At 61.0% G+C, this 23780-nt stretch carries 23 protein-coding genes and 1 tRNA gene; 20 read left to right on the top strand and 4 right to left on the bottom strand.

Annotated features, from left to right (window positions below; all coding sequences use genetic code 11):
• Positions 1-17 precede the first annotated feature (17 nt).
• The 7 genes from serS (at position 18) to secF (ending at position 6601) form a co-directional block, all read left to right on the top strand.
• The gene (gene serS, locus V7651_RS17215; protein ID WP_335613893.1) at positions 18-1526 is read left to right on the top strand and encodes a serine--tRNA ligase; all 1509 of its coding nucleotides are present in this window, start codon (positions 18-20) and stop codon (positions 1524-1526) included.
• Positions 1527-1601: 75 nt separating this feature from the next.
• Complete coding sequence (locus tag V7651_RS17210; RefSeq protein WP_335613892.1) at positions 1602-1967, top strand: endonuclease domain-containing protein; 366 nt, start codon at positions 1602-1604, stop codon at positions 1965-1967.
• A 78-nt stretch (positions 1968-2045) separates the two neighbouring features.
• Positions 2046-2807, top strand: coding sequence for a 5'/3'-nucleotidase SurE (gene surE / locus V7651_RS17205; RefSeq protein ID WP_335613891.1), 762 nt, complete (start codon positions 2046-2048; stop codon positions 2805-2807).
• Complete coding sequence (locus V7651_RS17200; protein WP_035537169.1) at positions 2795-3448, top strand: protein-L-isoaspartate O-methyltransferase family protein; 654 nt, start codon at positions 2795-2797, stop codon at positions 3446-3448. The genes surE and V7651_RS17200 overlap by 13 nt, the downstream gene beginning before the upstream one ends.
• Positions 3449-3571: 123 nt before the next feature.
• A complete protein-coding gene (gene yajC, locus V7651_RS17195) occupies positions 3572-3943 on the top strand; it encodes a preprotein translocase subunit YajC (protein ID WP_035537168.1) in 372 nt (123 codons plus the stop codon).
• A gap of 42 nt (positions 3944-3985) precedes the next feature.
• Positions 3986-5593, top strand: coding sequence for a protein translocase subunit SecD (secD, locus tag V7651_RS17190; RefSeq protein ID WP_335613890.1), 1608 nt, complete (start codon positions 3986-3988; stop codon positions 5591-5593).
• 18 nt (positions 5594-5611) lie between these two features.
• Positions 5612-6601, top strand: a complete 990-nt coding sequence (gene secF, locus V7651_RS17185) for a protein translocase subunit SecF (protein ID WP_035537166.1) — start codon at positions 5612-5614, stop codon at positions 6599-6601.
• Here the strand turns inward: secF and V7651_RS17180 are convergent.
• Positions 6598-7161 carry an LOG family protein gene (locus tag V7651_RS17180; RefSeq protein WP_035537165.1) on the bottom strand — a complete coding sequence of 188 codons (564 nt, stop codon included), beginning with the start codon at positions 7159-7161 and terminating at the stop codon, positions 6598-6600. The genes secF and V7651_RS17180 overlap by 4 nt on opposite strands.
• A 133-nt stretch (positions 7162-7294) precedes the next feature.
• On the opposite strand from V7651_RS17180, the gene V7651_RS17175 reads away from it, so the two are divergent.
• Positions 7295-9133 (top strand): ABCB family ABC transporter ATP-binding protein/permease, encoded by a 1839-nt coding sequence (locus V7651_RS17175; protein ID WP_335613889.1) that lies wholly within the window; start codon positions 7295-7297, stop codon positions 9131-9133.
• 28 nt (positions 9134-9161) lie between these two features.
• Positions 9162-10049, top strand: coding sequence for a phosphatidylserine decarboxylase (locus tag V7651_RS17170; RefSeq protein ID WP_335613888.1), 888 nt, complete (start codon positions 9162-9164; stop codon positions 10047-10049).
• On the opposite strand, the gene V7651_RS17165 is transcribed toward V7651_RS17170, so the two are convergent.
• Positions 10046-10330 carry a DUF2842 domain-containing protein gene (locus V7651_RS17165; RefSeq protein WP_206741548.1) on the bottom strand — a complete coding sequence of 95 codons (285 nt, stop codon included), beginning with the start codon at positions 10328-10330 and terminating at the stop codon, positions 10046-10048. The genes V7651_RS17170 and V7651_RS17165 overlap by 4 nt on opposite strands.
• A gap of 9 nt (positions 10331-10339) precedes the next feature.
• Here V7651_RS17165 and V7651_RS17160 point away from each other — a divergent pair, with 9 nt between their 5' ends.
• A complete protein-coding gene (locus V7651_RS17160) occupies positions 10340-11368 on the top strand; it encodes a COX15/CtaA family protein (protein WP_335613887.1) in 1029 nt (342 codons plus the stop codon).
• Here V7651_RS17160 and V7651_RS17155 read toward each other — a convergent pair.
• Positions 11365-12330 (bottom strand): hypothetical protein, encoded by a 966-nt coding sequence (locus V7651_RS17155; RefSeq protein WP_335591649.1) that lies wholly within the window; start codon positions 12328-12330, stop codon positions 11365-11367. The two genes, V7651_RS17160 and V7651_RS17155, sit on opposite strands and share 4 nt — an antisense overlap.
• A 38-nt stretch (positions 12331-12368) precedes the next feature.
• On the opposite strand from V7651_RS17155, the gene rplM reads away from it, so the two are divergent.
• From rplM to argC, 3 genes are all read left to right on the top strand, one after another.
• Positions 12369-12833: a 50S ribosomal protein L13 gene (gene rplM, locus V7651_RS17150; protein ID WP_034742303.1), complete on the top strand. Its 465-nt coding sequence runs from the start codon at positions 12369-12371 to the stop codon at positions 12831-12833.
• Positions 12834-12836: 3 nt separating this feature from the next.
• Positions 12837-13322 carry a 30S ribosomal protein S9 gene (gene rpsI / locus V7651_RS17145; protein WP_035537156.1) on the top strand — a complete coding sequence of 162 codons (486 nt, stop codon included), beginning with the start codon at positions 12837-12839 and terminating at the stop codon, positions 13320-13322.
• Positions 13323-13404: 82 nt separating this feature from the next.
• Positions 13405-14352 carry an N-acetyl-gamma-glutamyl-phosphate reductase gene (argC, locus tag V7651_RS17140; RefSeq protein ID WP_335613886.1) on the top strand — a complete coding sequence of 316 codons (948 nt, stop codon included), beginning with the start codon at positions 13405-13407 and terminating at the stop codon, positions 14350-14352.
• Between the two features lie 6 nt (positions 14353-14358).
• Here the strand turns inward: argC and V7651_RS17135 are convergent, their stop codons facing one another.
• Positions 14359-16101 carry a PHA/PHB synthase family protein gene (locus V7651_RS17135; RefSeq protein ID WP_335613885.1) on the bottom strand — a complete coding sequence of 581 codons (1743 nt, stop codon included), beginning with the start codon at positions 16099-16101 and terminating at the stop codon, positions 14359-14361.
• Between V7651_RS17135 and V7651_RS17130 the strand changes: the two genes are divergently transcribed.
• From V7651_RS17130 to V7651_RS17100, 7 genes are all read left to right on the top strand, one after another.
• Positions 16095-16694 (top strand): hypothetical protein, encoded by a 600-nt coding sequence (locus tag V7651_RS17130; protein ID WP_335613884.1) that lies wholly within the window; start codon positions 16095-16097, stop codon positions 16692-16694. The two genes, V7651_RS17135 and V7651_RS17130, sit on opposite strands and share 7 nt — an antisense overlap.
• On the top strand, positions 16691-17896 hold the full coding sequence (locus V7651_RS17125; protein ID WP_335613883.1) for an LL-diaminopimelate aminotransferase: 1206 nt from the start codon (positions 16691-16693) through the stop codon (positions 17894-17896). The genes V7651_RS17130 and V7651_RS17125 overlap by 4 nt, the downstream gene beginning before the upstream one ends.
• A 104-nt stretch (positions 17897-18000) precedes the next feature.
• Positions 18001-19284, top strand: a complete 1284-nt coding sequence (locus V7651_RS17120; protein WP_335613882.1) for a homoserine dehydrogenase — start codon at positions 18001-18003, stop codon at positions 19282-19284.
• 56 nt (positions 19285-19340) lie between these two features.
• The gene (glpX, locus tag V7651_RS17115; protein WP_335613881.1) at positions 19341-20294 is read left to right on the top strand and encodes a class II fructose-bisphosphatase; all 954 of its coding nucleotides are present in this window, start codon (positions 19341-19343) and stop codon (positions 20292-20294) included.
• 87 nt (positions 20295-20381) lie between these two features.
• Positions 20382-22175 carry a single-stranded-DNA-specific exonuclease RecJ gene (gene recJ / locus V7651_RS17110; RefSeq protein WP_335613880.1) on the top strand — a complete coding sequence of 598 codons (1794 nt, stop codon included), beginning with the start codon at positions 20382-20384 and terminating at the stop codon, positions 22173-22175.
• An 80-nt stretch (positions 22176-22255) separates the two neighbouring features.
• Positions 22256-22330, top strand: a tRNA-Glu gene (locus tag V7651_RS17105).
• A 160-nt stretch (positions 22331-22490) separates the two neighbouring features.
• A complete protein-coding gene (locus V7651_RS17100; RefSeq protein WP_335613879.1) occupies positions 22491-23780 on the top strand; it encodes a DUF6538 domain-containing protein in 1290 nt (429 codons plus the stop codon).

Raw genomic sequence — 23780 nt, 5'->3', positions numbered from 1 at the left:
CACTTCAGGACTGACCCATGTTCGATATCCGCGCCATCCGAGACAATCCGGACGCTTTCCGCGCCGCCTGGAACCGCCGCAAGCCGGGCCTTGGCGACTCGGTCGACGAAATCCTCCGGCACGACTCGGCGCTGCGCAAAGCGGTGACCGACAAGCAGGATGCCGAAAAGGTCCGCAACGAGAATTCCAAGCTCATCGGCCGCGCCAAGGCCGAGAAGAACGAGGACGAGGCCGCACGCCTGATGGCGCTGGTTGCCGAGGCCAAGTCTACGATTGAGACGGCTGGCGAACAGGAAGCTGCCGCCAAGGCGCTGCTCGACGACCTGCTGATGGGCTTGCCCAACCTGCCGCTGGCAGTCGTCCCGCTCGGCAGCGATGAAGAGGGCAATGAGGAACAGCACCGCTGGGGCGACCCCGCGCGCATCAACAACCCAAAAGACCATGCCGATCTCGGCGAGGCGCTGAAGAGCGACCTTGGCTTCTCGCAGATGGATTTCGACAGCGCCGTGAAAATGAGCGGCGCCCGCTTCGTCGCCCTGCGTGGCAAGCTCGCCCGCATGGAGCGCGCGCTGGCGGCGTTCATGCTCGACCTGCAGACCGACGAACATGGCTATGAGGAAGTGAGCCCGCCGTTATTGGTGCGTGACGAGGCGCTAGTGGGGACGGGGCAGCTGCCAAAGTTTGAAGAAGACCTCTTCAAGACGACTGCTATTACCCAAGCCGGTTTAGAGCAATACGCGAGCGAAAGTGCGAGCGTGGCAGCCGATAGCATCGAAATGGCTATTTACTCGGACGAGGAGCTTGAAGATGCTGATAAGCGCGCAGTACTAGAGGGCTTTCAAGAGGACCGTTCCAAATTTGAGAAGCAGCAGGCCGAAGAACACCTTCAGCGACTGAAGGAGATGTTCGGGCAATCTCACTTCCTCATCCCCACCGCCGAAGTCCCGCTCACAAACCTCGTCCGTGACCAGATCCTCGACGCTTCACGCCTGCCTCTCCGCTTCACCGCGCACACCCCCTGCTTCCGGTCCGAAGCGGGCAGCGCGGGGCGCGATACGAAGGGGATGATCCGGCTGCATCAGTTCAACAAGGTCGAACTCGTCTCCATCGTGGAGAATGAAGAGGCGGGCCTTGCCGAGCTGGAACGTATGACCGGCTGCGCCGAGGAAGTGCTCAAACGCCTGAACCTGCCCTTCCGCCGCATGCTGCTCTGCACCGGCGACATGGGGGCAGGGGCGCGCAAGACCTATGACCTCGAAGTCTGGATCCCCAGCCAGAACACCTATCGCGAGATCAGCTCGTGCTCCTATTGCGGCGACTTCCAGGCCCGCCGCATGGATGCGCGCTTCCGCAAGGAAGCCGGCGCGAAGCCTGAATTCGTCCACACGCTCAACGGTTCCGGCCTCGCCGTCGGTCGCACACTGGTTGCCGTCATCGAGAACTACCAGAACGAAGACGGCTCCATCACCGTGCCGGACGTGCTGCGGCCCTACATGGGCGGGCTGGAAATTATCGCGTCGTCGTAAATTCCCCCTCCGACCCCTTCGGGGCCACCTCCCCCGTTTACGGGGGAGGTGCCCGTAGGGCGGAGGGGGGGGGACGTGCGCGAAGCCGAGAAGCAAACCGTCAAACGTGCCCGCGCGCTGCGCCGGAACATGACGCGCGCCGAGGTCATCCTCTGGCAAAACCTGCGTCGTCAGAATCTTGTTGGCTTCAGGTTCCGCCGGCAGGTGCCTGTCGGTCCCTTTGTTGCTGACTTCGCCTGCGTCGAGCGGCGCCTGATAATTGAAGTTGATGGTGAGACACATTCCACTGATGACGAGATCGCAAGAGACCAAAAGCGCACGGCTTTTCTCGTGGGACAGGGGTGGCGTGTGCACCGCGTCTGGAATACGGACATCTATGAAAATGTTGATGGCGTCGTCGACGGCATTCTCTATCAATTGAGACAGGTGCATGGTGACTGAGTCCGCATTCCCCCCTCCGCCCTTCGGGCACCTCCCCCGCAAGCGGGTGAGGATAAGCCTGCGACTTGAGGTGGCCCTATGAGAATTCTCCTCACAAACGATGACGGGATCAACGCGCCCGGCCTTGCCGTGCTCGAAGACATCGCCAAGGAGCTGAGCGACGATATTTGGATCGCCGCGCCGGAAGAGGAACAGTCCGGCAAGGGCCGCGCCATCTCGCTGACCCAGCCCGTGCGCGTGCGCAAGGTGGGCGCCAAGGCGTGGGCGATTGCCGGCACGCCATCCGACTGCGTGCTGCTGGCGACGCAGGACCTGATGCCTGATGCGCCGCACCTAGTGCTTTCCGGCGTCAATCGCGGCCAGAACATTGCCGAGGATACGAGCTTTTCCGGCACGATTGCGGCCGCCATGTTCGGCATGCAGCTTGGCATCCCTTCCATCGCCCTCAGCCAGGCGCAGAGCTTCCGTGAACGTGGCTCGCTGCCTTGGGATACGGCGCGCGCATGGGGCGCAAAAACGCTGAAGCCGCTACTCGCGCGGCCCTGGCCGAAGGATGTTGTCATCAACATCAACTTCCCCGACCGCGAGCCTGAAGACGTGGCCGGCATCCAGATCACCCGTCAGGGCTTCCGGGATGAAAGCATCATCCATACCGACCGCCGCGAAGACCTGCGCGGCAATGACTATTACTGGATCGGTCACAAGGGGAAGCTGTCCAAACCCGACGCGGGAACCGACCTGCGTGCCATCTATGACGGCTATGTCTCCGTTTCGCCCCTGCACGTAGACCTCACGCACGAGGCCTATCTCCTGAAACTCCGCGAGACATGGCAGAGCTGATCGCCGATCCCTTCCGGGCCGCGCGCCTTGTGTTGCACCTGCGCCAGGAGGGCATCACCGACGACGGCGTGCTGAAGGCGATGGAGACGATCGACCGAGGCGCCTTTGTTGATACGCCGGGCATCGACAAACTCGCCTTTGAAGACTGTATCCTGCCGATTCCCTGCGGACAGGTCATTCCGCGTCCGGCGGTTACCGGCCAATTGCTGCAGGCTTTGCAAATACGCCAGATGCGGGAAGCCCGAATCCTGCTGATCGGCATGGGCAGTGGCTATACGGCGGCTCTGGCGGCCCAGCTCGGGGCGGATGTGTTTGCCATGGACCGTTATCGCCGCCTCTGCGATGCGGCCCGCAGGCGGATGCTGGACCTTGGGCTTGGCAATGTGGCCGTGCGTCATGGCGACGGTCTCGCCGGCTGGCCTGAACGGGGCCCCTATGACCGGATTCTCCTGACAGGCGCGGTGTCCGAGGTGCCGGATGTCCTGTTGCAGCAGCTTGGCAAGGGCGGCGAACTGATTGCGCCCTTGGATACCGGCGATGGTCAGGTCCTGCTGCGGATGGGCAAGGACGGCTCGCAGGAACGCCTTGCTATCGCCCACCCGCTCGCGCCGCTGCTGGAAGGCGCCTCCCGCGCCCTCTAGGACAGATTCGCGCGACCTGCAGGGCTTGTTTGCCAAGCCCAGCGGCCACAGCTATAGGGGCATGACTTTCGCGGGCGCCTGAAGGCGCCATTGCGGACAAGGGTTACAGGGAGTTGGACCATCATGCTGAACAAATTCGCCGCGGCTACCGTTGTTTTCGCGGGCCTGTCCCTGCCGGCTTTGGCGCAGGCTGCACCGCCCGCTGCAGGCCCAGGCGTCCTGACGCAGGTCATGTTCTTCCTGCCGCTGATCCTGATCTTCTACTTCCTCCTGATCCGTCCTCAGCAACAGCGTGCGAAGAAGCACAAGCTGATGATCGAAGCCGTCAAGCGCGGCGACACGGTGATCACGTCCGGCGGTCTGATCGGCAAGGTCATCAAGGTCGGCGATACGGAAGTGTCGCTTGAACTGGCCGAAAACGTCCGCGTCCGCGTGATCAAGGCCATGGTTGTCGATGTGAAGGGCAAGAACGAGCCCGTTGCCGCCAACGACTAGGCCGTCCGCTACCGGCTGTTTTCCCGTCTCAAGGACTAGACCATGCTTCAGTTTCCGCCCTGGAAGATCTGCCTGATCCTCGGCATCATGCTCTGGGGCACGCTGATCGCCCTGCCCAATGTCGTAAACATGTCGGGCGCGCCCACCGGCATACCCAAGCAGGGCGTCAATCTCGGTCTCGACCTTCAGGGCGGCGTCTATCTCATGATGGAGATCAACCCGGACGAAGTCATCGCCAACCGGCTGGAAGTGTTCGCCATCGATGTGCGCAATGGGCTCGGCAACAAGGATGGCAAGCCGCTGATCGGTCACCTTTCCGAAGTTGATGGCCGCACGCTGAACATCAGCCTGACCCGTCCCGATGCCGACGGCAATTACCCGGTTGATGAAGCCCTCACGCGCCTGCGCAAGCTGAATGGCAGCGTCGAAGGCGCCATTGGCGGGGCCAAAACCTATGAAATCGAGGCTGCCGGTCCGGCGCTGATCAAGGTCACCGTGCCGTCAACCTCCGAAGAAGCGCTGATGAAAGACGCCCTGGCCAAGACGATGACCATCGTGCGCCGCCGCGTCGACCCGGAAGGCGTCAGCGAGATTTCCATTACGCCGCAGGGCAACAACCGGATCATTCTGGAAGCGCCGGGCGAGCCGGATGCAACCCGTCTGAAAAACCTGCTCAGCCGCGACGGCAAGATGACGTTCAACCTCGCGGAAAACAGCGCATCCGAGATCGCCCGGGCGCAGGCTGGCCTCCCTCGCACGGGATACCGGCTTCTGGACGGCCCTCAGACCGGCCCTATGCTGGTGCGCAATATTCCGGAAGTCACCGGCGCCGATATCGCCAACGCAGCGGTCGGGCGGGATGACGCCAACAATCCGCAAATCAATTTCCGCCTGAACGGCAATGGCGCGCGCAAGTTCTACGATACGACCCGGCTCAACACCGGCAAGCTGTTCGCGATCGTGCTCGACGACACGATCATGTCGGCGCCTCGCATCAACGAGCCAATTCCGGGTGGCCAGGTTCGGATCACGGGACAGTTCACTGAAGAAGAGGCTTCCGATCTTGCGGCCATCATCGAAGCCGGTGAGATGCCTGCCAAGGTCCAGTTCCTCGATCAGCGTACGGTCAGCGCGACACTGGGGCAGGACTCAATCCGCGCCGGTATCCGCGCATCGCTGATCGGCCTCGCGTTGGTCGCGGTCTTCATGATCCTTGCCTATGGCCTGATGGGCATCTTTGCGGTCGGCTCGCTGGCGGCAAACATCATCCTGATCGTCGGTTCGCTTTCCGGGCTCGGCGCCACGCTCACGCTGCCGGGTATCGCAGGTATCATTCTCACAATCGGTATGGCCGTGGACGCAAACGTGCTGGTTTTCGAACGTATCCGGGAAGAACAACGCGCAGGCCGCTCGCCGCTAACGGCTGTACAGGCAGGTTATGAGCGCGCCCTGTCGACCATCCTTGATGCCAACATTACGACCTTCATCGCCGCTTCGATCCTTTACCTCCTCGGCTCCGGCCCGGTGAAGGGCTTCGCGGTCACGCTGGCCATTGGTATCGTCACCTCAGTGTTTACGGCTTTCGTGCTGACGCGCTGGTTCACGGTGATATATCTCAAGGGCTTCAAGCCCAAGAAATTCGCGCTTTAGGCGGACAGGAGAGAGACAATGTTACTCAGATACTGGCCTGAAAGCACGAACGTTAAGTTCATGAGCCTGCGCATGGGCGGCGCGATCCTGTCGGTTATCATGATCACGGCGTCGATCTATTTCCTGGCAACGCGGGGCCTGAACCTGGGCGTCGACTTTGCTGGGGGCACGGTGATGGAGCTGCAGCAGACCGAAACGGTTACGGTCGAGAGCGTCCGCGCCAACATGCCATTCAATGCGGAAGTGAACACGGCTGTCGGCACCGATGCGCGGCCCATCGTCGTCGTCAAATTCGGTGCCGCCGATCCTGCCCAGCTTGGTGATGAATTTGCCAACCTTGCGCCAGCAGCACAGGCCGAGCGTGCCCAGCAGGTGACAAACGATATCGTCGCCAAAACGCTGAAGGAAAAACTCGGTCTCACTGACTCAGATTTCCTGCGCGATGATTCTGTCGGTCCGAAAGTATCAGGCGAACTCTTCCGCTCCGGCATCATGGCGCTCGTGGTCGCACTGGCCCTGATGCTGGCCTACATCTGGTTCCGGTTCGAGTGGCAGTTCTCAGTGGGCGCTGTTGCGGCACTGGCGCACGATGTGATCATCACGCTCGGCGTGTTTTCGCTGCTCCAGCTTGAGTTCAACCTGACCACTATCGCGGCCCTGCTGACCATCATCGGTTACTCGATGAACGACACGGTTGTTGTGTTCGACCGGGTGCGCGAAGAGCGTCGCAAGTACAAGAAGATGCCCGACCGGCAAGTCATCGACCAGTCGTTGAACTCGACCCTGTCACGCACGCTATTGACCTCGGGCACGACGCTGCTGGCCCTGTTCGCCATCTTTTTCCTTGGCGGCCCGGTTCTGCGCGGCATGAGCTTTGCGCTGATCTGGGGTATCTTTATCGGTACTTATTCGTCGATCTTCATCGCGTCCGCGATCGTGCTGTCGCTCGGTATGGACCTGAACAAGAAGCCGGCCGAAGAAGTCACCGGCTTTCAGGGTGTCCGCTAGGCGTCGATAACCACCACGCGATCATCGAGGGCGGCAATGGCTGTCTGCGGCGAGTCCGAGTGAACGAGCAATGATCGGAAGCTCTCCGGCGTGAAGCCGCCATCGATGATCTTTTCCATCAGGTCGAAGAAGGGTTCCCAGAACCCGTCTTCGTCGAGGAAAGCCATCGGTTTCTGGTGAAGGCCGAGGCGCGCCCATGACAGGATCTCGACGGCTTCTTCCAGCGTGCCGATGCCGCCCGGGAGCACAATAAACGCGTCTGATTCGTCGAACATCATCTGCTTGCGCGTGTGCATGTCTTCGACGATGCGGTGCTCCACGTCTTCGAAGATGCGCTCTTTCTGCAGCAGGAAGCGCGGCATGATGCCGAGCACTTCGCCGGCCGATTCATGCGCTGCACGGGCGCATGCGCCCATTAGGCCAACACCACCGCCGCCATAGACGAGGCGGATGTCGCGCTTGGCGAGTTCACGGCCGAGCTCAACGGCAAGGGCAATATATCCGGGGCTTACGGCATCCGACGCGCCGCAATAGACACAGATCGATTTCAACTTCTTCATGGCAAATCCGGCTCTTTTCTCGACGCGCAGAGATAACGACTGAGGCGCCCCGGCGCCAGTTCCAATGTCTGTGCGCTTTCGTGGAGCGTATTTGGCGTTTTGTCTTCAACCGATTCCGCCCCATATGGCGCCCATGAGCCCACCTACAGACACACAAGCCAATCATGACAAGATCGACAGTGCCGATGGCGGCATTGGCGTATCGATCCTGCGAATCCTGAAACTGCTCGGTCGGTCAGAGCTGGCCAAGTGGCGCCCGATCATGGCCATTGCAGTGATCGTCACGCTAGCCGCCTCCGTGCTTGAGGTCGTCTCGCCCCTCGTCCTTGGTCATGCCATCAACCGCGCAGCGCCTGAGGGAGGCGAGCCACCGGCCTTTGCCGCCGCTGCGATGTGGCTCACCATCGGCATCGGCGTGCGGTTCCTGGCTGCTGCCCTGCCGCAAATGCGCGACTTCCTGTTCGCCCCGGTCAGCCAGGATGCGCAGCGCGTTGCCAGCGTCGATGCCTTTGGCCACGCCCAGCTCTTGTCGCTGAACTTCCACCAGACACGTCGCACGGGTGCTCTCAACCGCGTCATCGAGCGCGGCGCTGGCGCGATCGACTATCTGATCCGCTTCCTCGCCTTCAATATCGGGCCGACCTTCATCCGCCTCGTGCTTGCGTCCATCGCGCTCGGCGTTGCCTATGATTATCGCCTTGCGCTGATCGCGATCGGTACGATCATCATTTATGTGATCTCCACGGTCATCATCACCGAATGGCGCGTGCGCCAGCGTCGGCGCATGAACGAGGCTGACACGCATTTCCGCGCCATGTCTGTCGACATCCTGACCAATTTTGAAACCGTGAAATCCTTCGCCGCCGAACGCCGCGAGACTGGCCGCTTCGACACGGCCATGGGCAATTATAACGACCGCTACGTCGAAACTGTGCGCAGCATGTACATCCTGAACACGGTGCAGGCGCTGGTGATGAATATAGGCCTGCTGGCCGTCATGGTCCTGTCGGCCTGGAACGTCATCGATGGGAAGATGCAGATCGGCGACCTGACGGCCGTGATGCTGATGTTGCTTTCACTCTATGCGCCGCTGAACATCCTCGGCTGGGCCTGGCGCGAGATCAAGCAGGGCGCGGTCGACCTTGAGAAGCTGTTCGGCCTACTCTCGATGACGGCCGATATTTCCGACGCGCCAAATGCCATGCCGCTCACGTCGCCCAAGGGTGAGGTGACGTTCGAACATGTCGGGTTTTCCCACGAAGGCCGGGCTGTCGGCGTCAGCGATGTCAGCTTCCACTTGGCACCCGGTCGCAAGATCGCCTTTGTCGGCACATCTGGCGCTGGCAAGTCTACGCTGCTGAAGCTGCTCTTCCGTTTCTATGAAGTGGATTCCGGGCGCGTGCTGGTCGACGGCAAGGATGTGCGCACTCTGACGCAGGAATCGCTGCGCAAGGCCCTCGGCCTCGTCCCGCAAGACGTTGTCCTCTTCAACGATACGATCCGCTACAATATCGGCTATGCCCGCCCTGATGCGAGCGAAGAAGACCTGCGCGATGCCGCCCGCCGCGCTCAGCTGCTCGATTTCATCGATAGCCTGCCAGACGGCTGGAACACCCGCGTCGGCGAACGGGGACTCAAGCTCTCCGGCGGCGAGAAACAGCGCGTCGGCATCGCCCGCGTCATCCTCGCCGATCCGGCCATCCTCGTTCTCGACGAGGCCACGTCAGCACTGGATAGTGCCACCGAAGAAGCCGTTCAGGACGCCCTCGAAGAGGCCGCCAGCGGCCGCACGACCCTCATGGTCGCCCACCGCCTGTCCACGGTAAAATCCGCTGACGAGATCATCGTGCTTGAGGCAGGACGGATTATCGAGCGTGGCAATCATGCGACCCTGCTGGCCAAAGACGGCAAATATGCTGATATGTGGGAACGTCAGGCCAAGAATGCCGATTTGGCATTGGTAGACGAATAGGAATTGCCCGGGGAAGGGGCCCATTTGAATGTCTGAAGACCTCGATCGCAGAAGCACACCCTGGCTGACCATCGGCCTCGATTGGGAAGGCGTTGCCGCTGCGCTCGGCGCGCTGCTCGTCGCGCTCTTGCTGGGCCTGCTCTGGTCGCCGCTGTTCTGGATTGGCTTTGCCGGCGTGATCCTGGCGCTCATGGCAGCGCGCTGGTCGCACCGGACACCGCCTGATCTGGCCAATGGCATCGTATCGCCCTGCGACGGTGTCGTCCTATCCGTCGAGCGGGTTGAGGCGCCCTCAGAACTGCGCCTCACCGAGTCCGCCACAATTCGCATTCGCGTGTCGTCGGCGCCTTCGGCCACGAACAAGGTCTACACGCCCATCGCGGGCAGTCTCGAATCGCTGATCCTCGAAGCCGGGGAAAATGGCGTGCCACTTGCCACCCGCCCCGAAGATGATGGTCTGGCACGTGCCTATCTCACCTTTGAAAGCCGCAGCCAGCAGGTGGGCGTCCGGCTCGCCTCAGGCGGCTTGGGCCCGCGAATCGAGCTCAGCACCGAAGCAGGCGATATTGTGCGTCTCGGTCGCCCGTTCGGGACGCGGCGTCTTGGTGGCTGGTGCGATATCTACGTGCCGAGCAATACGGGCGTTCTGATCTGGCCCGGTCAGACCCTCATTGGCGGCGAAACCGTCCTCGGACGCCTGAAATCACAAGGCGACACCGACCTGTTCGATGGCATGACAGCTGAAGAGCAGGAAGAAGCGCCCGTGCTTCAGGTCGAAACGGAGGCGGAACCCGAGATCGAGGAAGAGGAAGACGACGATTACCCGTCGCCCGAGGAAGTGTCCGTTCCCGAAGATCCGGCCGAAATCTTTGCTCGCCTGCGCGAAGCCGCGCGCAAGCATGGCGAAGAGGACTAGTCGTCAGTTTCTTTTTGCGGCCCGCTATTCATCCATGCGAACAGTGGTTTCAGCGGGATGATCCATCCAAATCCGGCCACGACATAGAACAGAAGCTGTGCCCAGCGCGGCCATGTGCCAAGCATGCCGGACAGTGTGCCCACGATCACGATCCACGCGATAATGAAGGCGAGAAGGATCAGGCTGGCGATCGGTTTGCGCATGGTCTGGTCGGCTTTCATTGGGCGGCGGCGGGGCTCTGCGACACGGTTGCCTCTTGCCGTGTCGCCTGAATAGGCCATTTAGGCCGCATGTCCCATACAGGCAAATCCCCGCAGGCGACGCGCTGGATGCGCAACTGGCTCGTGCTCGTTGGCCTGCTCGTCTACGCCATGATCCTGATTGGCGGGGCCACGCGCCTGACGGATAGCGGCCTTTCGATCACCGAATGGGACCCGATCAAGGGCTCCCTGCCGCCACTTAGCGATGCGTCCTGGGCCAGCCTGTTCGCCAAATACCAGCAGACGGCCGAGTACAAACTGCAGAATTCCGGCATGACGCTGGCCGATTTCCAGCAGATATTCTGGTGGGAGTGGGGCCATCGCCTGTTCGGTCGCATGATCGGCCTCGTTGCGATGGGCGGCCTCGCCATTTTCGCAATTCGCGGCTGGCTGTCGCGCGGCCTCGCGATGAAATTCGTCATTCTCATCCTGCTCGGTGGCCTTCAGGGCGCCATCGGCTGGTGGATGGTGTCCAGTGGCATCGGCGAGACCACCCGTGTCGACGTTGCGCCTTATCGCCTTGCTACGCACTTCATGCTGGCTTTGCTGATAATTGCCTACACAGGCTGGCTGTGGCTGGACCTTGGCGGCAAGACGCGTCCGCAGGTCTCTACGATGATTCGTACGGTCGCCGTTGCCCTGCTTGGCTTCATCTTCCTGCAAATGGCGGCAGGCGCCCTGGTTGCCGGTCTTGACGCCGGGCGCACCTATAATGACTGGCCGCTGATGGCGGGCGAGTTCGTGCCGCAAGGCTATCTGGGGGAGGGGCTTGGTCTGCGCAGCCTGTTTGAGGGCCGGGCGACGACCCAGTTCAACCACCGCATGCTCGCATACGGAATCTGGATATTGTCCCTCTGGGCCGTGTGGGCTTTCCGCTCAACGCCGCTCAAGGGCGCCTTCGCAGGCCTTGCGGCACTGGTCAGCCTTCAGGCCTGCTGGGGCATTCTCACGCTGATGAACGCCGCCCCAATGAACCTGGCGCTGCTGCACCAGGCCATCGGGGTGATCGTCACGTTGGCGGCTGTCAGATTGGTCTGGCTGACACGCTCGGCGACCTAATTGGTCGAAAGGGTCAGCGGGCTCGGGTCCACGAATACGGCGTGATGTTCTCCGGGCTTGGTTTCGCCCGCGATCACGATCAGTCCGCCCGGGTAGCCACCTGACATCATCGTGCCCATCGCTGCCATGGCATCAGGCGTCGCGGGCGCCACGACCGTAATGCCGTCCTTCACGTCGATTTCGGCGTTCGTCATTCCCATGTCGGTCGAGATGCCGAGTTTGCCGTTCTCAAGCGATAGGAGCGCATCCAGCGGCCCTCTCACCAAGGAGGCCGCATCAGACGCGCGCGGCGAGGCGACCAGCGTGTCGCTTGTGAAAGCGCAGGATTTGACCGGGAAGTCGGTAAAGGTCGATTCGCCAGCGACCCAGCGCAGGTCGCCGTCATCCGCCTTGATGATCCCGTTTTGAAGCACGGTGCTGTTCACATCCGTCCAGAAGGCCAGCCGCATGAGGCCTGTTCCAGGTGCCGGGCCTGAGCAGACGCCCGCGATGTCATGATCACTTGTGACAGGCAGATCGATCTGTGCCGGGGCAATCAGGCCCTCGCCATAGATAAAGCCCTTCAGCTCGCCTTCGCGGGTGATTCCCGGGAAAACGGTGATTGAGCGGTCTTCGATGACCGCAGACTCGCCGCTACCCAGTGCCTTGAGGCGAAAATTGGCTTTTTCGCCAAGTTTTTCAGCCTCCATATCGAAAAATTGCAGGCCGCCTTTCTCGTAGGCGATGGCCAGAATGCCACGCAGGCCGCCTGAGAGGGCGATGGAGGAAACCTGACCTTCCAGAGGACGCGTGGCCCAGACGGCCGGTAGCTGCGTCCCTGCAGCAATGACAGGGGTTTCAGGCTTGGTATCAGCCTGCTTGTCTTGTTTTGAACACGCCGTTGCTGTAAAAAGCAGGGCAAGTCCAAGCCCGGCGTTGACAAGGGGGGACACGGCGCTTAAACGCCAGCGCTTGAATTGCATTCCATGAACTCCGAAGTCGAGAGGCTCTGATTAGAGCGATGAAAACCTATAACGCACCAGCAGATGTGGAGCACAAGTGGGTCGTGATTGATGCGACTGACGTCGTCATCGGACGCCTTGCTTCTTACGTCGCAAAACGTCTTCGCGGCAAGCACCGCGTCGATTTCACGCCGCACATCGATACAGGCGATCATGTCGTCATTATCAACGCGGATAAAGCAAAATTCACAGGCAAGAAGATGACGGACAAGATCTACTACCGTCACACTGGCTACCCGGGCGGCATCAAGTCGACCACGCCTGAGAAAATCCTCAACGGCAAGTTCCCTGAGCGCACCATCCAGATGGCCGTGAAGCGCATGATGCCGAAGGAAAGCACGCTGGCTCGTACCCAGTTCGGCAAGCTGCGCGTCTATGCCGGTGCCGAGCACCCGCACACAGCCCAACAGCCTGAAGTCGTCGATTTCAAATCGATGAACCGCAAGAACATCAAGGCAGCCTAATCCATGACCGATACTGCAAATTCCCTCCAGGACCTCGGCACCATGTCGGGCACGCCAGCCGCTGAAGCGCCAGCCGCGAAGATCGAACCAAAGATCGACGCTCAGGGCCGCGCCTACGGTACAGGCCGCCGCAAGGAAGCCACGGCACGCGTCTGGATCAAGCCGGGTTCCGGCAAGATCACGATCAATGGCCGCGACCAGGAGCAATATTTCGCACGTCCGGTCCTGCGCATGGTTATCGCCCAGCCGCTGATCGAAGCCGGCCGCGACAGCGAATTCGACGTCATCGCGACTGTCAAAGGTTCGGGCCTCATGGGGCAGGCTGGCGCTGTGCGCCACGGCATCTCGCGCGCACTCGTCAACTACGAGCCAAGCCTGCGCGCCGTGCTCAAGCCATTCGGCTTCATGACCCGCGATCCACGCGTCGTCGAGCGTAAGAAGTACGGCAAGGCGAAAGCCCGTCGTAGCTTCCAGTTCTCCAAGCGCTAGGCCGTATTCCGGTTTTCCAATTCCGGCGGGCGCTTCGGGAACGAAGCGCCCGTTTTTTATTGTTCTGTGGTGGGAGGCGGCCATGCTGCCAAAAGTTTTCATTGATGGCGAAGCCGGCACGACCGGCCTTCAGATTGCGGACCGGCTGCGGGCGCGTGACGATATCGAGCTGATCTCGATCGATCCGGCCAAGCGCAAGGATATCGACGCCCGCGCCGGCATGATGAACTCGGCCGATGCCGTGATCCTCTGCCTGCCGGACGATGCCGCCAGGCTCGGCGTATCGCTCGTCACCAACAAGAACACGATCATCATTGATGCCTCCACGGCCCACCGCACGGCGCCGGGCTGGACCTATGGCTTTCCCGAAATGGACAAGGGCCAGCGCGCGGCCATCCGTGCCTCCACACGCATTTCCAATCCCGGCTGCTACCCGACGGGCGTCATCGCGCTCGTGCGCCCCCTTGTCGTGCGGGGCTTCGTGCCGCCCTCCTATCCGCTCACCGTGAATGCTGTTTCCGGCTACACAGGCGGCGGTAATGCCATGATTGCCGAGTTCGAGGACACATCTGCTGCGAACCATACGAGCGATAATTACCGCATCTATGGCCTCACCCAGAAGCACAAGCACCCACCGGAAATGATGCGCCACGGGCGCCTCGCAAACCTGCCAATGTTCATGCCGGCCGTTGGCCGTTTTGCGCAGGGCATGATCGTCGAAGTGCCGCTCACCCTGCGCATGCTACCCAACACGCCGCGCAAGGCTGACCTGCACCGCGCCCTGACGCAGGCCTATGAGGGCGAACGCTTCGTCAAGGTCGTGCCGCTGGCCGAGTCCGACAAGCTGACAGGTCTCGAACCGGAAGCCTGCAACGGCACCAACCGGCTCGAACTCTTTGTCTTCGGCAATGATGAACAGGCGCGTCTCGTCGCCCGCCTCGACAATCTGGGCAAGGGCGCCTCAGGCGCCGCCGTCCAGAACCTGAACATCGCATTGGGTCTGGATGAATGGACGGGCCTCGAAGCCTAAGCTGGTCTATTCCAGCGGCAGCTTGATGTGCTGCAGGCGCACTTTGACATAAGTGCCCGGCGCGGCGCCGAGGCCCATGTCTTTCGGTTCGACGGCTTTCTTCTTTGCGCCGGATTTCGGCTTCAGCCAGTCCCACCAATAGGGCCACCATGAGCCGGGGGCCGCTTCGGCCGTTTCCAGCCATTCGGCGCCCGTCTGGGTGATCTTGCCGCCGGTCCAGTGCTGGTACTTCTTCGCGTCCGGGTGGTTCACCACGCCGGCGATATGGCCGGAACTCGACAGCACGAACTTGGTATCGCCGCCAAAGACAGTCGCCGTGCGGTACACGCTCTCGAACGGGCAGATATGGTCGTCCCGGCTGGCCTGGACCATCACGGGGATGGTGACGTTCTTCAGGTCCACCGTCTCGCCCAGCAACTCGAACTCGCCCTTCGACAGCTTGTTGTCGTAATAGCAGTCCTTGAGGTAGCGCTGGTGCACGGCGCCCGGAATATTGGTCTGGTCGGCGTTCCAGTAGAGCAGGTCGAACGGGCGGGGCGATTTCCCCAGCATGTACTGGTCGATGACATAGCGCCAGACGAGGTCGATCGGGCGCAGCCAATTGAAGGTCTCGTACATCATCGCGCCCGGCATCACGCCGCCGCTCTTCTCGATCAGGCTATCGATATAGCTGCGGCCCGGCCCGTCTGTGAACACTTTCAGGTCGCCCGCCAGCTCAAAGTCCGACTGCGAGGCAAAGAAGGTGGCCGAGTTCACCCGGTCGTCGCCATTGGCCGCCATATGCGCCAGCGTGCCCGACAGCAGTGTGCCGCCGATGCAGTAGCCCACGGCATTGAGCTTCTTGGCGCCGGAGGCCTGTAGCGCGGCTTCAACGGCGGCATAGACGCCATTCTTGCTGTAATCGTCCCAGGTATAGTCCTTGGTGACATCGTCAGCCGAACGCCACGAGACGACGAACACTGTCAGGCCCTTGTCGACCAGCCAGCGGATCATCGAATTCTCTTCGCGCAGATCGAGAATATAGAACTTGTTGATCCATGGCGGGAAGATCAGCAGGGGCCGCGAATGCACGGTTTCCTGCGTCGGTGCATACTGGATCAGTTCGATCAGGTCATTGCGGAACACGACCTTGCCGGGCGCCGTCGCGATATTTTCGCCGATCTCGAACGGTGTCTCGTCGGTCTGGCTGATGTGCAGCTTGCCACCAGCTTTCTTCACGTCGGCGCGGGCGAGGCGGATGCCATTCAGCACGCTCTCGCCGCCGCTTTCCATGAACGCGCGCAGGGCTTGTGGGTTGGTGCCGAGATAATTGGTCGGCGACATGATGTCGGTCAGCTGCTGCGTGAAGAACTTGGTACGCAGGTGCAGGTTTTCCGGCAGGTCGGTGGTGTGATCCGCCAGGCCCATCAGCCACCTGGTATTCACCTCATAGGCTTTGCGGATGAATTTGAAGCCCGGATTGGACTGCCATTCAGGATCGGAGAACCGCTTGTCCGTTTCCGGCGCGGGCTCGGCGCCGAGCGCCTCCTGGGTCATCTCATTCCACAGGCCCATCCATCCGCGCATCAGTTCCATATTGGCGCGCATAAGTGCGGCCGGATTCTGCGCGAGGTTCATGCCGACGGCGCGGAAGGCTTCGCCTGCGCCCATCGGGTCGCCCTGGGCCATCGTGCCGACCGGGCCGGAGCCCATGAGCACATCGCTGATCAAGGCCTGTGATTCCGTATTGGCGAGCGCAAGTGTTGTCATTAACACCTGCATCTGCAGTGGATTTTGCTCAGCCATCAGCGATTGAAGTGAGGGAAGTGCAGCCTTTTCTTTTTTATTGCCGCTCATCTGTCCCAATATCGCCTGTTTGTAGTTGTGTAACTATTCATGAGAATGTTTGTGATTTAATGAGTTTAACCATGAAAAACACGACGATTCCCCTCATAGGCGTTTCATGCTTGCTTCTGGCTGGCTGTACCAGCTCGTATTCAAAGATACGTGACGCCGTAAACCAGGCTCCGGACTGGTATGAGACCCGTCGTGCCGAAATTCGGGGTGAAGGGTATCCAAAGCTTGTTGAGGTGCCCACGATTGCAGAGGATGACCTGCCGGGCAAGACGCTGCCGGCATCTGCAGAACGCGTGAACGAGATCACGGCACAATTCGCGGCCAACGCGCGAGCGGAATTGCCGGCCAATGGGCCGGCCGAAATCGCAGCCGTTGGGGCAGAGATCCGCCAGCAATTTGCCGGTCTGGATGAGTCCTCGAATTTTTTGACTGACGCCGAGATCACAGCCATCAGGGAAAGCTTCAATGTCCCGCGCGTCACCCAAGGTCTGAAAGGCCAGAGATGAATACCGATTTTCACAAGATCCGTCGCCTGCCGCCATACGTGTTCGAGCAGGTGAACCGGGCTAAAGCGGCTTTGCGCGCTGAGGGCGCTGACATTATCGACCTCGGCATGGGCAACCCCGATTTGCCGACACCGACGCACATTGTCGACAAGCTGGTTGAAACGGCCCGTAAGCCTGACGTTAACGGCTATTCCGCTTCGCGCGGCATTCCGGGCCTGCGCCGGGCCGTTACCGACTATTACAAGCGCCGTTTCGGCGTAACGCTCGACAAGAACAAGGAAGTCATCGTTACGCTCGGCTCCAAGGAAGGCTTCGCCAATCTGGCGCAGGCCATTTCCGCGCCCGGTGACGTAATCCTGTCGCCGGATCCGTCCTATCCGCTGCATTCCTTCGGCTTCATCATTGCTGGCGCTTCGATCCGCGCTGTGCCCGCGCCGTCGCCGGAGCAATACCTGCGCAATCTTGAAAAGGCGGTGAAACATTGCGTTCCGCCGCCGACCGCCATGGTGCTCTGCTATCCGTCAAATCCTACGGCGGAAGTCTGCGACCTCGAATTCTACAAGGACGCGGTCAAGTTCGCGAAGAAGCATGATCTCTGGATCCTGTCAGACCTCGCTTACAATGAAATCTACTTCGAAGAGCCCACCCCCTCGATCCTGCAGGTCGACGGTGCGAAGGATATCGCGGTCGAATTCACCACCATGTCCAAGACCTATTCCATGGCTGGCTGGCGCATGGGCTTCGTCGCAGGTAACGAGACGCTGATTGCGGCGCTCGCACGTGTCAAATCCTATCTCGATTACGGCGCCTACACACCGATCCAGGTGGCTGCCGTGGCCGCGCTCGACGGCCCGCAGGACTGCGTCGATGAATTCCGCCAGATCTACAAGCAGCGCCGTGACGTGCTGGTTGAGAGTTTTGGCCGGGCAGGGTGGGACATTCCCAGCCCCAAGGCTTCCATGTTCGCCTGGGCGCCCATTCCGGAGCCATTCAAAGACCTTGGCAGTCTCGAATTCTCGCTGATGCTCATGAATGAGGCCCACGTGGCGGTCGCGCCGGGTGCCGGCTTTGGCGAGCATGGCGACGGCCATGTCCGCATCGCGCTTGTTGAGAATGAACAGCGCATTCGTCAGGCGGCGCGGAATATCCGCAAGTTCATGACCAAGCATGGCGTGAAGGAGCTGTCGGCCGCCGTAAGCTAAGCGGCGCCCGAACCTCAGTTCATCGCTGGAATTCCCCCCTTAGGCCCTTCGCTTTTGCTGCCAACTGGTCTATCCACCGCCCGGTATCAAACGGAGGGCCAATCTTGGGGCCGCTGAAAATAGGCATCGCAGGTCTCGGCCATGTTGGCTGTGGACTAATCGAACTGGTTGAACGCCAGGACAAGCTTCGCTTGCCCGGTGTTGTCGAGATTACAGGCGTGAGCGCGCGTAGTCAGAGCCGCAATCGGCCGGTCGACACCGATAAGTATCGCTGGTTCGATGATGCGGCGACGCTCGCTGAAGATCCTGACGTCGATGTGTTCGTCGAGCTGATCGGCGGGTCTGATGGCCCGGCCAAGTTCGCCGTCGAAAGCGCGCTCAAGGCTGGCAAGCATGTCATTACGGCCAACAAGGCCCTTATGGCCAAACATGGCATGGCGCTCGCGGCCCTCGCCGAGGAAAAAGGCGTCGACCTCCTGTTCGAAGCCGCCGTCGCTGGCGGCATCCCCGTCGTGCGCGTGCTGCGCGACAGTCTCGCCGGCGTCGAGATCAAGCGCGTCGCGGGCATCCTGAACGGCACGTGCAACTATCTCACCACCAGCATGCTTGAAACCGGCCGGTCCTATGACGAGGTGCTCGAAGAGGCGCAGAAGCTCGGCTATGCCGAAGCCGACCCGACGCTGGACGTGTCCGGCATGGATGCTGCCCATAAGGCCGCCATCCTCTCCGCCATCGCCTTTTCCGCCGATCTCGATTTCTCCAAGGTCAAAGTCTCTGGCGTTGACGGCATTGACCTGCTCGACCTTAAACTGGCGGACCGCCTTGGCCTGCGCATCAAGCTTATCGCCGAAGGCCTGCTTACCGAAGACGGCGTCGTTTGCCGCGTCGAGCCGATGGCCCTCTCGGCCAATCATCCGCTGGCCCGCGTCAATGGCTCGCTCAACACGGTCCGCATCGAGGGCGACCCTGTTGGCGCCATTACGCTGACCGGTCCTGGGGCAGGGGCAGGCCCGACGGCCAGCGCTGTCATGGGCGATGTTGCCAAACTCTTCCGTCCGGCCATCCGTCCGGCGTTCGGCCGTGCCGAGCACCATGTGGCGCGTCCCTTCGTGGCTGCAATGGGTGACGAGACGTCGGCCTTCTTCCTGCGGGTTCGCCTGGCTGACCAGCCTGGCACGCTCGCTGCGCTCACTGAAGCGCTGGCGGCCGAGGGGGTTTCGGTCAATCAGTTGCTTCAGGATTCTGCGGATGATTCCGGCGCCAGCCCGGTCGCAATTGTCACCCACAGGTGCCCGCGCTCCCACATGCAGGCCGCCCTGACGCGGCTTGGCAAACTCACAATGCTGATTGACGCGCCGCGCCTGATCCGTATCGAGACTGCAAGCTAAAATGTGAAACACGCCGCGCTGGCGTTAGAGTCAGTGCGTCTGGGGGCAATAAAACGATGAAAAACAACGTTCTTACGCCGGGTCTCGCTGATGCCATGGTTCGTGTGACCGAGCTTGCGGCCATCGCGGCTGCCAGCGAAGTCGGTCGCGGCGACGAGAAAAAGGCCGATGCTGCTGCTGTTGATGCAATGCGCACGGCCTTTAACGCTGTTGAATTCAAAGGTCGCGTCGTGATCGGCGAAGGTGAACGCGACGAAGCGCCCATGCTCTATATCGGCGAGGAAGTCGGCACAGGCTGTGGCCCCGAAATTGATATTGCGTTGGACCCGCTTGAAGGCACGACACTCACGGCAAAGGCCATGTCCAACGCGCTGGCCGTTCTCGCGATCGCGCCGCGCGGCGGCCTGCTGCACGCCCCAGATACGTATATGGACAAGGTCGCGATCGGCCCCGGCTATCCGGAAGGCATTATCAGCCTCGATGCAACGCCTGCCGAGAACATCACGGCCTTGGCCGAGTTCAAGGGCGTTCCCGTGTCCGACATGACTGCCTGTGTTCTCGACCGCCCGCGTCATGAGGCCATCATCGCCGGCCTACGTGAAGTCGGGTGCCGTATCGCCCTCATCACGGACGGCGATGTCGCAGGCGTTATCGCGACGACAGATCCACAAACCGGCATCGACTTCTATGTCGGCTCCGGCGGCGCGCCTGAAGGCGTTCTGGCGGCCGCCGCTCTCAAATGCGTTGGCGGACAGATGTTTGCGCGTCTCGTCTTCCGCAATGATGACGAAAAGAAGCGAGCCACCCGCGTCGGCATCACTGATTTTGCCCGCACCTATTCGCTGAACGAACTCGCGTCCGGCGAGACGGTTTTCTGCGCAACGGGCGTCACCAGTGGCAGCCTGCTGAGCGGCGTGAAGTATGCCGGTGGACGCGTCCACACGCATACTCTGGTGATGACCTCCGTGGATGGCATGGTCCGCCATGTCCGCTCCGACCGCAAGGTCTGACACGGGCGCTGCCAAGCCGGGTCACAGCGCCCGCATTCTGCGCTAGGATAGGCTTCCCGATTCTCTGAATGAGGAAGCCCGTTCCGCATGGCCCAAGCCGCTCACCAGTCCAGTCCCCACCTCTTCGAGGTTGACCAGTCGGCCTCAGGCCGCTTCTGGACGCTGGCTGACGCCGACGAGGCGCTCGTACGCCGCCTCGCGCCAAGTGTCGGCGGCTCTGACTTGCTTGCCCGCCTGTTGGCCTCGCGCGATGTCGATCCGGCGCAGGCGGCGAGCTATCTCGCCCCCACGCTGCGGGACTATTTCCCCGACCCGTCCAGCTTTGCCGACATGGACAAGGCCGCAGGCATCATCCTCGATGCCATCCTCGCCAGGAAGCGCGTCACCGTCTTCGCCGACTATGACGTTGATGGCGGCACGTCCTCGGCCATCCTCGCGCGCTATTTCCGCGCCTGGGGGCAAGACCTCGGCCTCTACGTGCCAGACCGTCTGGAAGAGGGCTATGGACCATCTCCTGCCGCCTTCAGGCACCTGAAGGATACCGGTTCGGACCTCGTCATCACGGTCGACTGCGGCGGCGCGGCCGTTGATGCGCTCAATGAGGCTGAAGCGATCGGCCTGCCGGTCGTCGTCATCGACCACCACCTCATGTCGGCTGTGCTCCCGCCCTCGGCCGCCCTCGTCAATCCAAACCGCCTCGACGACACATCCGGCTGCGGCCACCTCGCAGCGGCAGGCGTCGTCTTCGTCTTCGTCGCAGCCCTCAACCGGCTTGCCCGCGAGCGGGGCCTCGCGCCCGCTGACGGCCTCCCTGACATCATGCCATTCCTCGACCTTTGCGCGCTCGGCACGCTGTGCGACATGGCGCCTCTGCATGGCGTCAACCGCGCCTTCGTGCGTCAGGGCCTCACCATCATGGCGCGTGACCAGAACCCCGGCCTGCGCGCCCTCGCCGATGTCGCCGGCATCGGCAAGACCGAGACAGTCTACCACGCCACGTTCATGCTCGGCCCCCGCCTCAACGCGGGTGGCCGCGTAGGCGACCCGTGGATTGCCGCCAAGCTGCTCGCCACCGACGACCGCCGCGAAGCGGTCGACCTCGCCGAACGCCTCCACGCCCTCAATGAGGAGCGCAAGGAAGTCGAAAGCGCCATTCTCGACCTCGCCATGGCGCAGGCCGAACAGGCGCTGGCGCGCAATCCCGATCGCGGCATCCTCATCGCCAGCGGCGAGGGTTGGCACCCGGGCGTCATCGGCATCGTCGCCGGTCGCCTCAAGGAACGCTATCACCTGCCCAGCATCGTCATCGGTTGGGGGGAAGGGCTTGGCCCCGTCGCCAAGGGCTCCGGCCGCTCGGTGAAGGGCGTCAATATTGGCGATGCCATCGCTATGGCGGCGCGCGAGGGCGTGATCCTGTCAGGCGGCGGCCACGCCATGGCCGGCGGCCTCAGCCTCGAGCCCGATCAGGTCCAGGCTTTCGATGACTGGATGGTCGCCCACATGGCGCAGTTCTCGGCTGAGCGCACCGCTGCGCTCGAACTTGCCATCGATGCTGTGCTCGCCCCCGGCGCTGCCAGCCCGGCGCTTGTTGACCAGATCGCGCAGATCGGGCCGTTCGGCATTGGCTCGCCGGAGCCTGTGTTCGCGCTGAAATCCGTTCATGTCACAGGTGTGCGCCAGGTCGGCGTCAATCATCTGCGCTTCATCGCCGAAGACGCTGGTGGCCGCATCGAATGCATTGCGTGGCGCGCTGCCGACACGCCCATGGGCGATGTGCTCCGCAATGGTGCGCGGGTACACATTGCGGGCAAACTGAAAGCCGATGAGTGGAATAGCCGCCGCAGAGTCCAGCTGGACGTTGCCGACGTGGCGGCCGACTGAATATTCTGCATAATACCCCTCAAAGACGGGTTGCTCTCGTCCGAAACAGCCGCTATATCGCCTCTTCTTCGAACCGGTGCGGTCCCTTCGTCTATCGGTTAGGACGTCAGGTTTTCAACCTGAAAAGAGGGGTTCGACTCCCCTAGGGACTGCCACGGTTTTCTTCCCGTTATAAAACAACGTATTATCGCTTTTAGTGAGTCGGTTTTTCAACACCGATTTCAACAAGCGAAATTACGTTGGTAAGCGTGCGTTCCAAGGGTGGCCTCGTCGTAGAGGACAGGAACCGCAATGCGGAAGAGAAGATACCGAGCGATGGATTATGTCTACAAACGTGTTAACGGTCTTTATGAGATTCGGTATCCGGTTCCCGACGATGTCCGCAGCTATTTTCCAAAGTCCGATGGAAAGAGCTTAAGGGAAAAACTCTACATCTCCCTTGGAACCCGTGACCAAGTCGAAGCAAATCGGACTGCGCTAACCAAATTTGTTGAGATAGAACAGAAGTTCTCGGTGCTACGCGATGGCGTTCGATCAAAGCAATTTGCTTCTTTCTGTCAGTATGTATTCGATCAGGAGATGGAACTCGCCACCCGTCGCCGCTTGGATAGCCAACTGTCCGCGCAACAATTGGATGAGGAGCTCCGGATCCTTCGGAAAAGTCTGGAGGACCGAAGCATTGACGCATTGGAGGCGCACGTTGGTTGGATGGTCGATGTCTATTTCGAGCACGCAGCCGGTGCTAAAGCGGTTGTTCCAAGTGATACCGAACTGCGAAACGCTCTATTGATTGCGGCGGCAGACGTGATGTCGGATGTCCATACGCAGATGGCGGCGAGTTCGCAGGGTTTATCCTACAAACCAAAATTGACGGCTGCTCCGCTGTTGGCAAGGAGCGAGCCGGTGGTGGTGCCTGGCGAAAATATTCCGTTGTCAAAAGAGGGACGTTTGTCGCTTGAGCAGTATTGGGATTTACATGAAAAAACCAAGCAAGGCTCGTCGTCCTCTATCGCCGCACACACGCTTAAACGCAGGAAAGACGCTTGGACTGAGCTGAGTGAGCTTCTCGGTGCCAACACGCCGCTCTTCAAAGTGACGAAAGCAGATATCTGGAAATATCGAGACGCCTTGACCGAAGCACCTGCACGAGCAGGATCCATCATCGCTTTACGCGACTTGTCTTTCACTGAGCGCGTGGAAGCGATGGGAGCCAACCCAGGAAAATACCAGCACCTAAACGCCAACAGTGTCGGCGACCGCCTACGACAGATCAACGCCGTGTTCCGACTTGCTGTCATACGAGGTCACATCTCCGAAAATCCCGCGCAAGATGTTTTCGAATCTAATCCAGATCAAAAGGGATATAGGCATCCTTATACCGTCGAGGAACTGCAACGCATTTTTTCGTCGCCACCGTATTATGACCGTCCAGTCGCCATTGAAAAACAGACCGACGAATTTTGGGTTCCTTTGTTGGAGTTGTTCCAAGGCGCTCGCGCAAGTGAGTTGTATGTTCGCACAGAGGACGTTGTCCTCACTGATGCTATCCCACTGAACCGCCCCGGTAACCCCGGAGGCAATTTGGTTGGGGTCATGCAGCGATAG

It is taken from the genome of Hyphomonas oceanitis (assembly GCF_036964545.1).
Lineage (GTDB): Bacteria > Pseudomonadota > Alphaproteobacteria > Caulobacterales > Hyphomonadaceae > Hyphomonas > Hyphomonas oceanitis.
This window is presented reverse-complemented; position numbering and strand designations above follow the sequence as displayed.

Coding starts and splice junctions, on each gene's coding strand:
- yajC (WP_035537168.1), top strand. CDS start 3,572: ATGCTGAACAAATTCGCCGCGGCTACCGTTGTTTTCGCGGGCCTGTCC.
- V7651_RS17170 (WP_335613888.1), top strand. CDS start 9,162: ATGTCTGAAGACCTCGATCGCAGAAGCACACCCTGGCTGACCATCGGC.
- surE (WP_335613891.1), top strand. CDS start 2,046: ATGAGAATTCTCCTCACAAACGATGACGGGATCAACGCGCCCGGCCTT.
- V7651_RS17160 (WP_335613887.1), top strand. CDS start 10,340: ATGTCCCATACAGGCAAATCCCCGCAGGCGACGCGCTGGATGCGCAAC.
- V7651_RS17180 (WP_035537165.1), bottom strand. CDS start 7,161: ATGAAGAAGTTGAAATCGATCTGTGTCTATTGCGGCGCGTCGGATGCC.
- argC (WP_335613886.1), top strand. CDS start 13,405: ATGCTGCCAAAAGTTTTCATTGATGGCGAAGCCGGCACGACCGGCCTT.
- rpsI (WP_035537156.1), top strand. CDS start 12,837: ATGACCGATACTGCAAATTCCCTCCAGGACCTCGGCACCATGTCGGGC.
- V7651_RS17200 (WP_035537169.1), top strand. CDS start 2,795: ATGGCAGAGCTGATCGCCGATCCCTTCCGGGCCGCGCGCCTTGTGTTG.
- V7651_RS17175 (WP_335613889.1), top strand. CDS start 7,295: ATGAGCCCACCTACAGACACACAAGCCAATCATGACAAGATCGACAGT.
- rplM (WP_034742303.1), top strand. CDS start 12,369: ATGAAAACCTATAACGCACCAGCAGATGTGGAGCACAAGTGGGTCGTG.
- serS (WP_335613893.1), top strand. CDS start 18: ATGTTCGATATCCGCGCCATCCGAGACAATCCGGACGCTTTCCGCGCC.
- V7651_RS17125 (WP_335613883.1), top strand. CDS start 16,691: ATGAATACCGATTTTCACAAGATCCGTCGCCTGCCGCCATACGTGTTC.
- glpX (WP_335613881.1), top strand. CDS start 19,341: ATGAAAAACAACGTTCTTACGCCGGGTCTCGCTGATGCCATGGTTCGT.
- V7651_RS17155 (WP_335591649.1), bottom strand. CDS start 12,330: ATGCAATTCAAGCGCTGGCGTTTAAGCGCCGTGTCCCCCCTTGTCAAC.
- V7651_RS17100 (WP_335613879.1), top strand. CDS start 22,491: ATGGATTATGTCTACAAACGTGTTAACGGTCTTTATGAGATTCGGTAT.
- V7651_RS17165 (WP_206741548.1), bottom strand. CDS start 10,330: ATGGCCTATTCAGGCGACACGGCAAGAGGCAACCGTGTCGCAGAGCCC.
- recJ (WP_335613880.1), top strand. CDS start 20,382: ATGGCCCAAGCCGCTCACCAGTCCAGTCCCCACCTCTTCGAGGTTGAC.
- V7651_RS17135 (WP_335613885.1), bottom strand. CDS start 16,101: ATGACAACACTTGCGCTCGCCAATACGGAATCACAGGCCTTGATCAGC.
- secF (WP_035537166.1), top strand. CDS start 5,612: ATGTTACTCAGATACTGGCCTGAAAGCACGAACGTTAAGTTCATGAGC.
- secD (WP_335613890.1), top strand. CDS start 3,986: ATGCTTCAGTTTCCGCCCTGGAAGATCTGCCTGATCCTCGGCATCATG.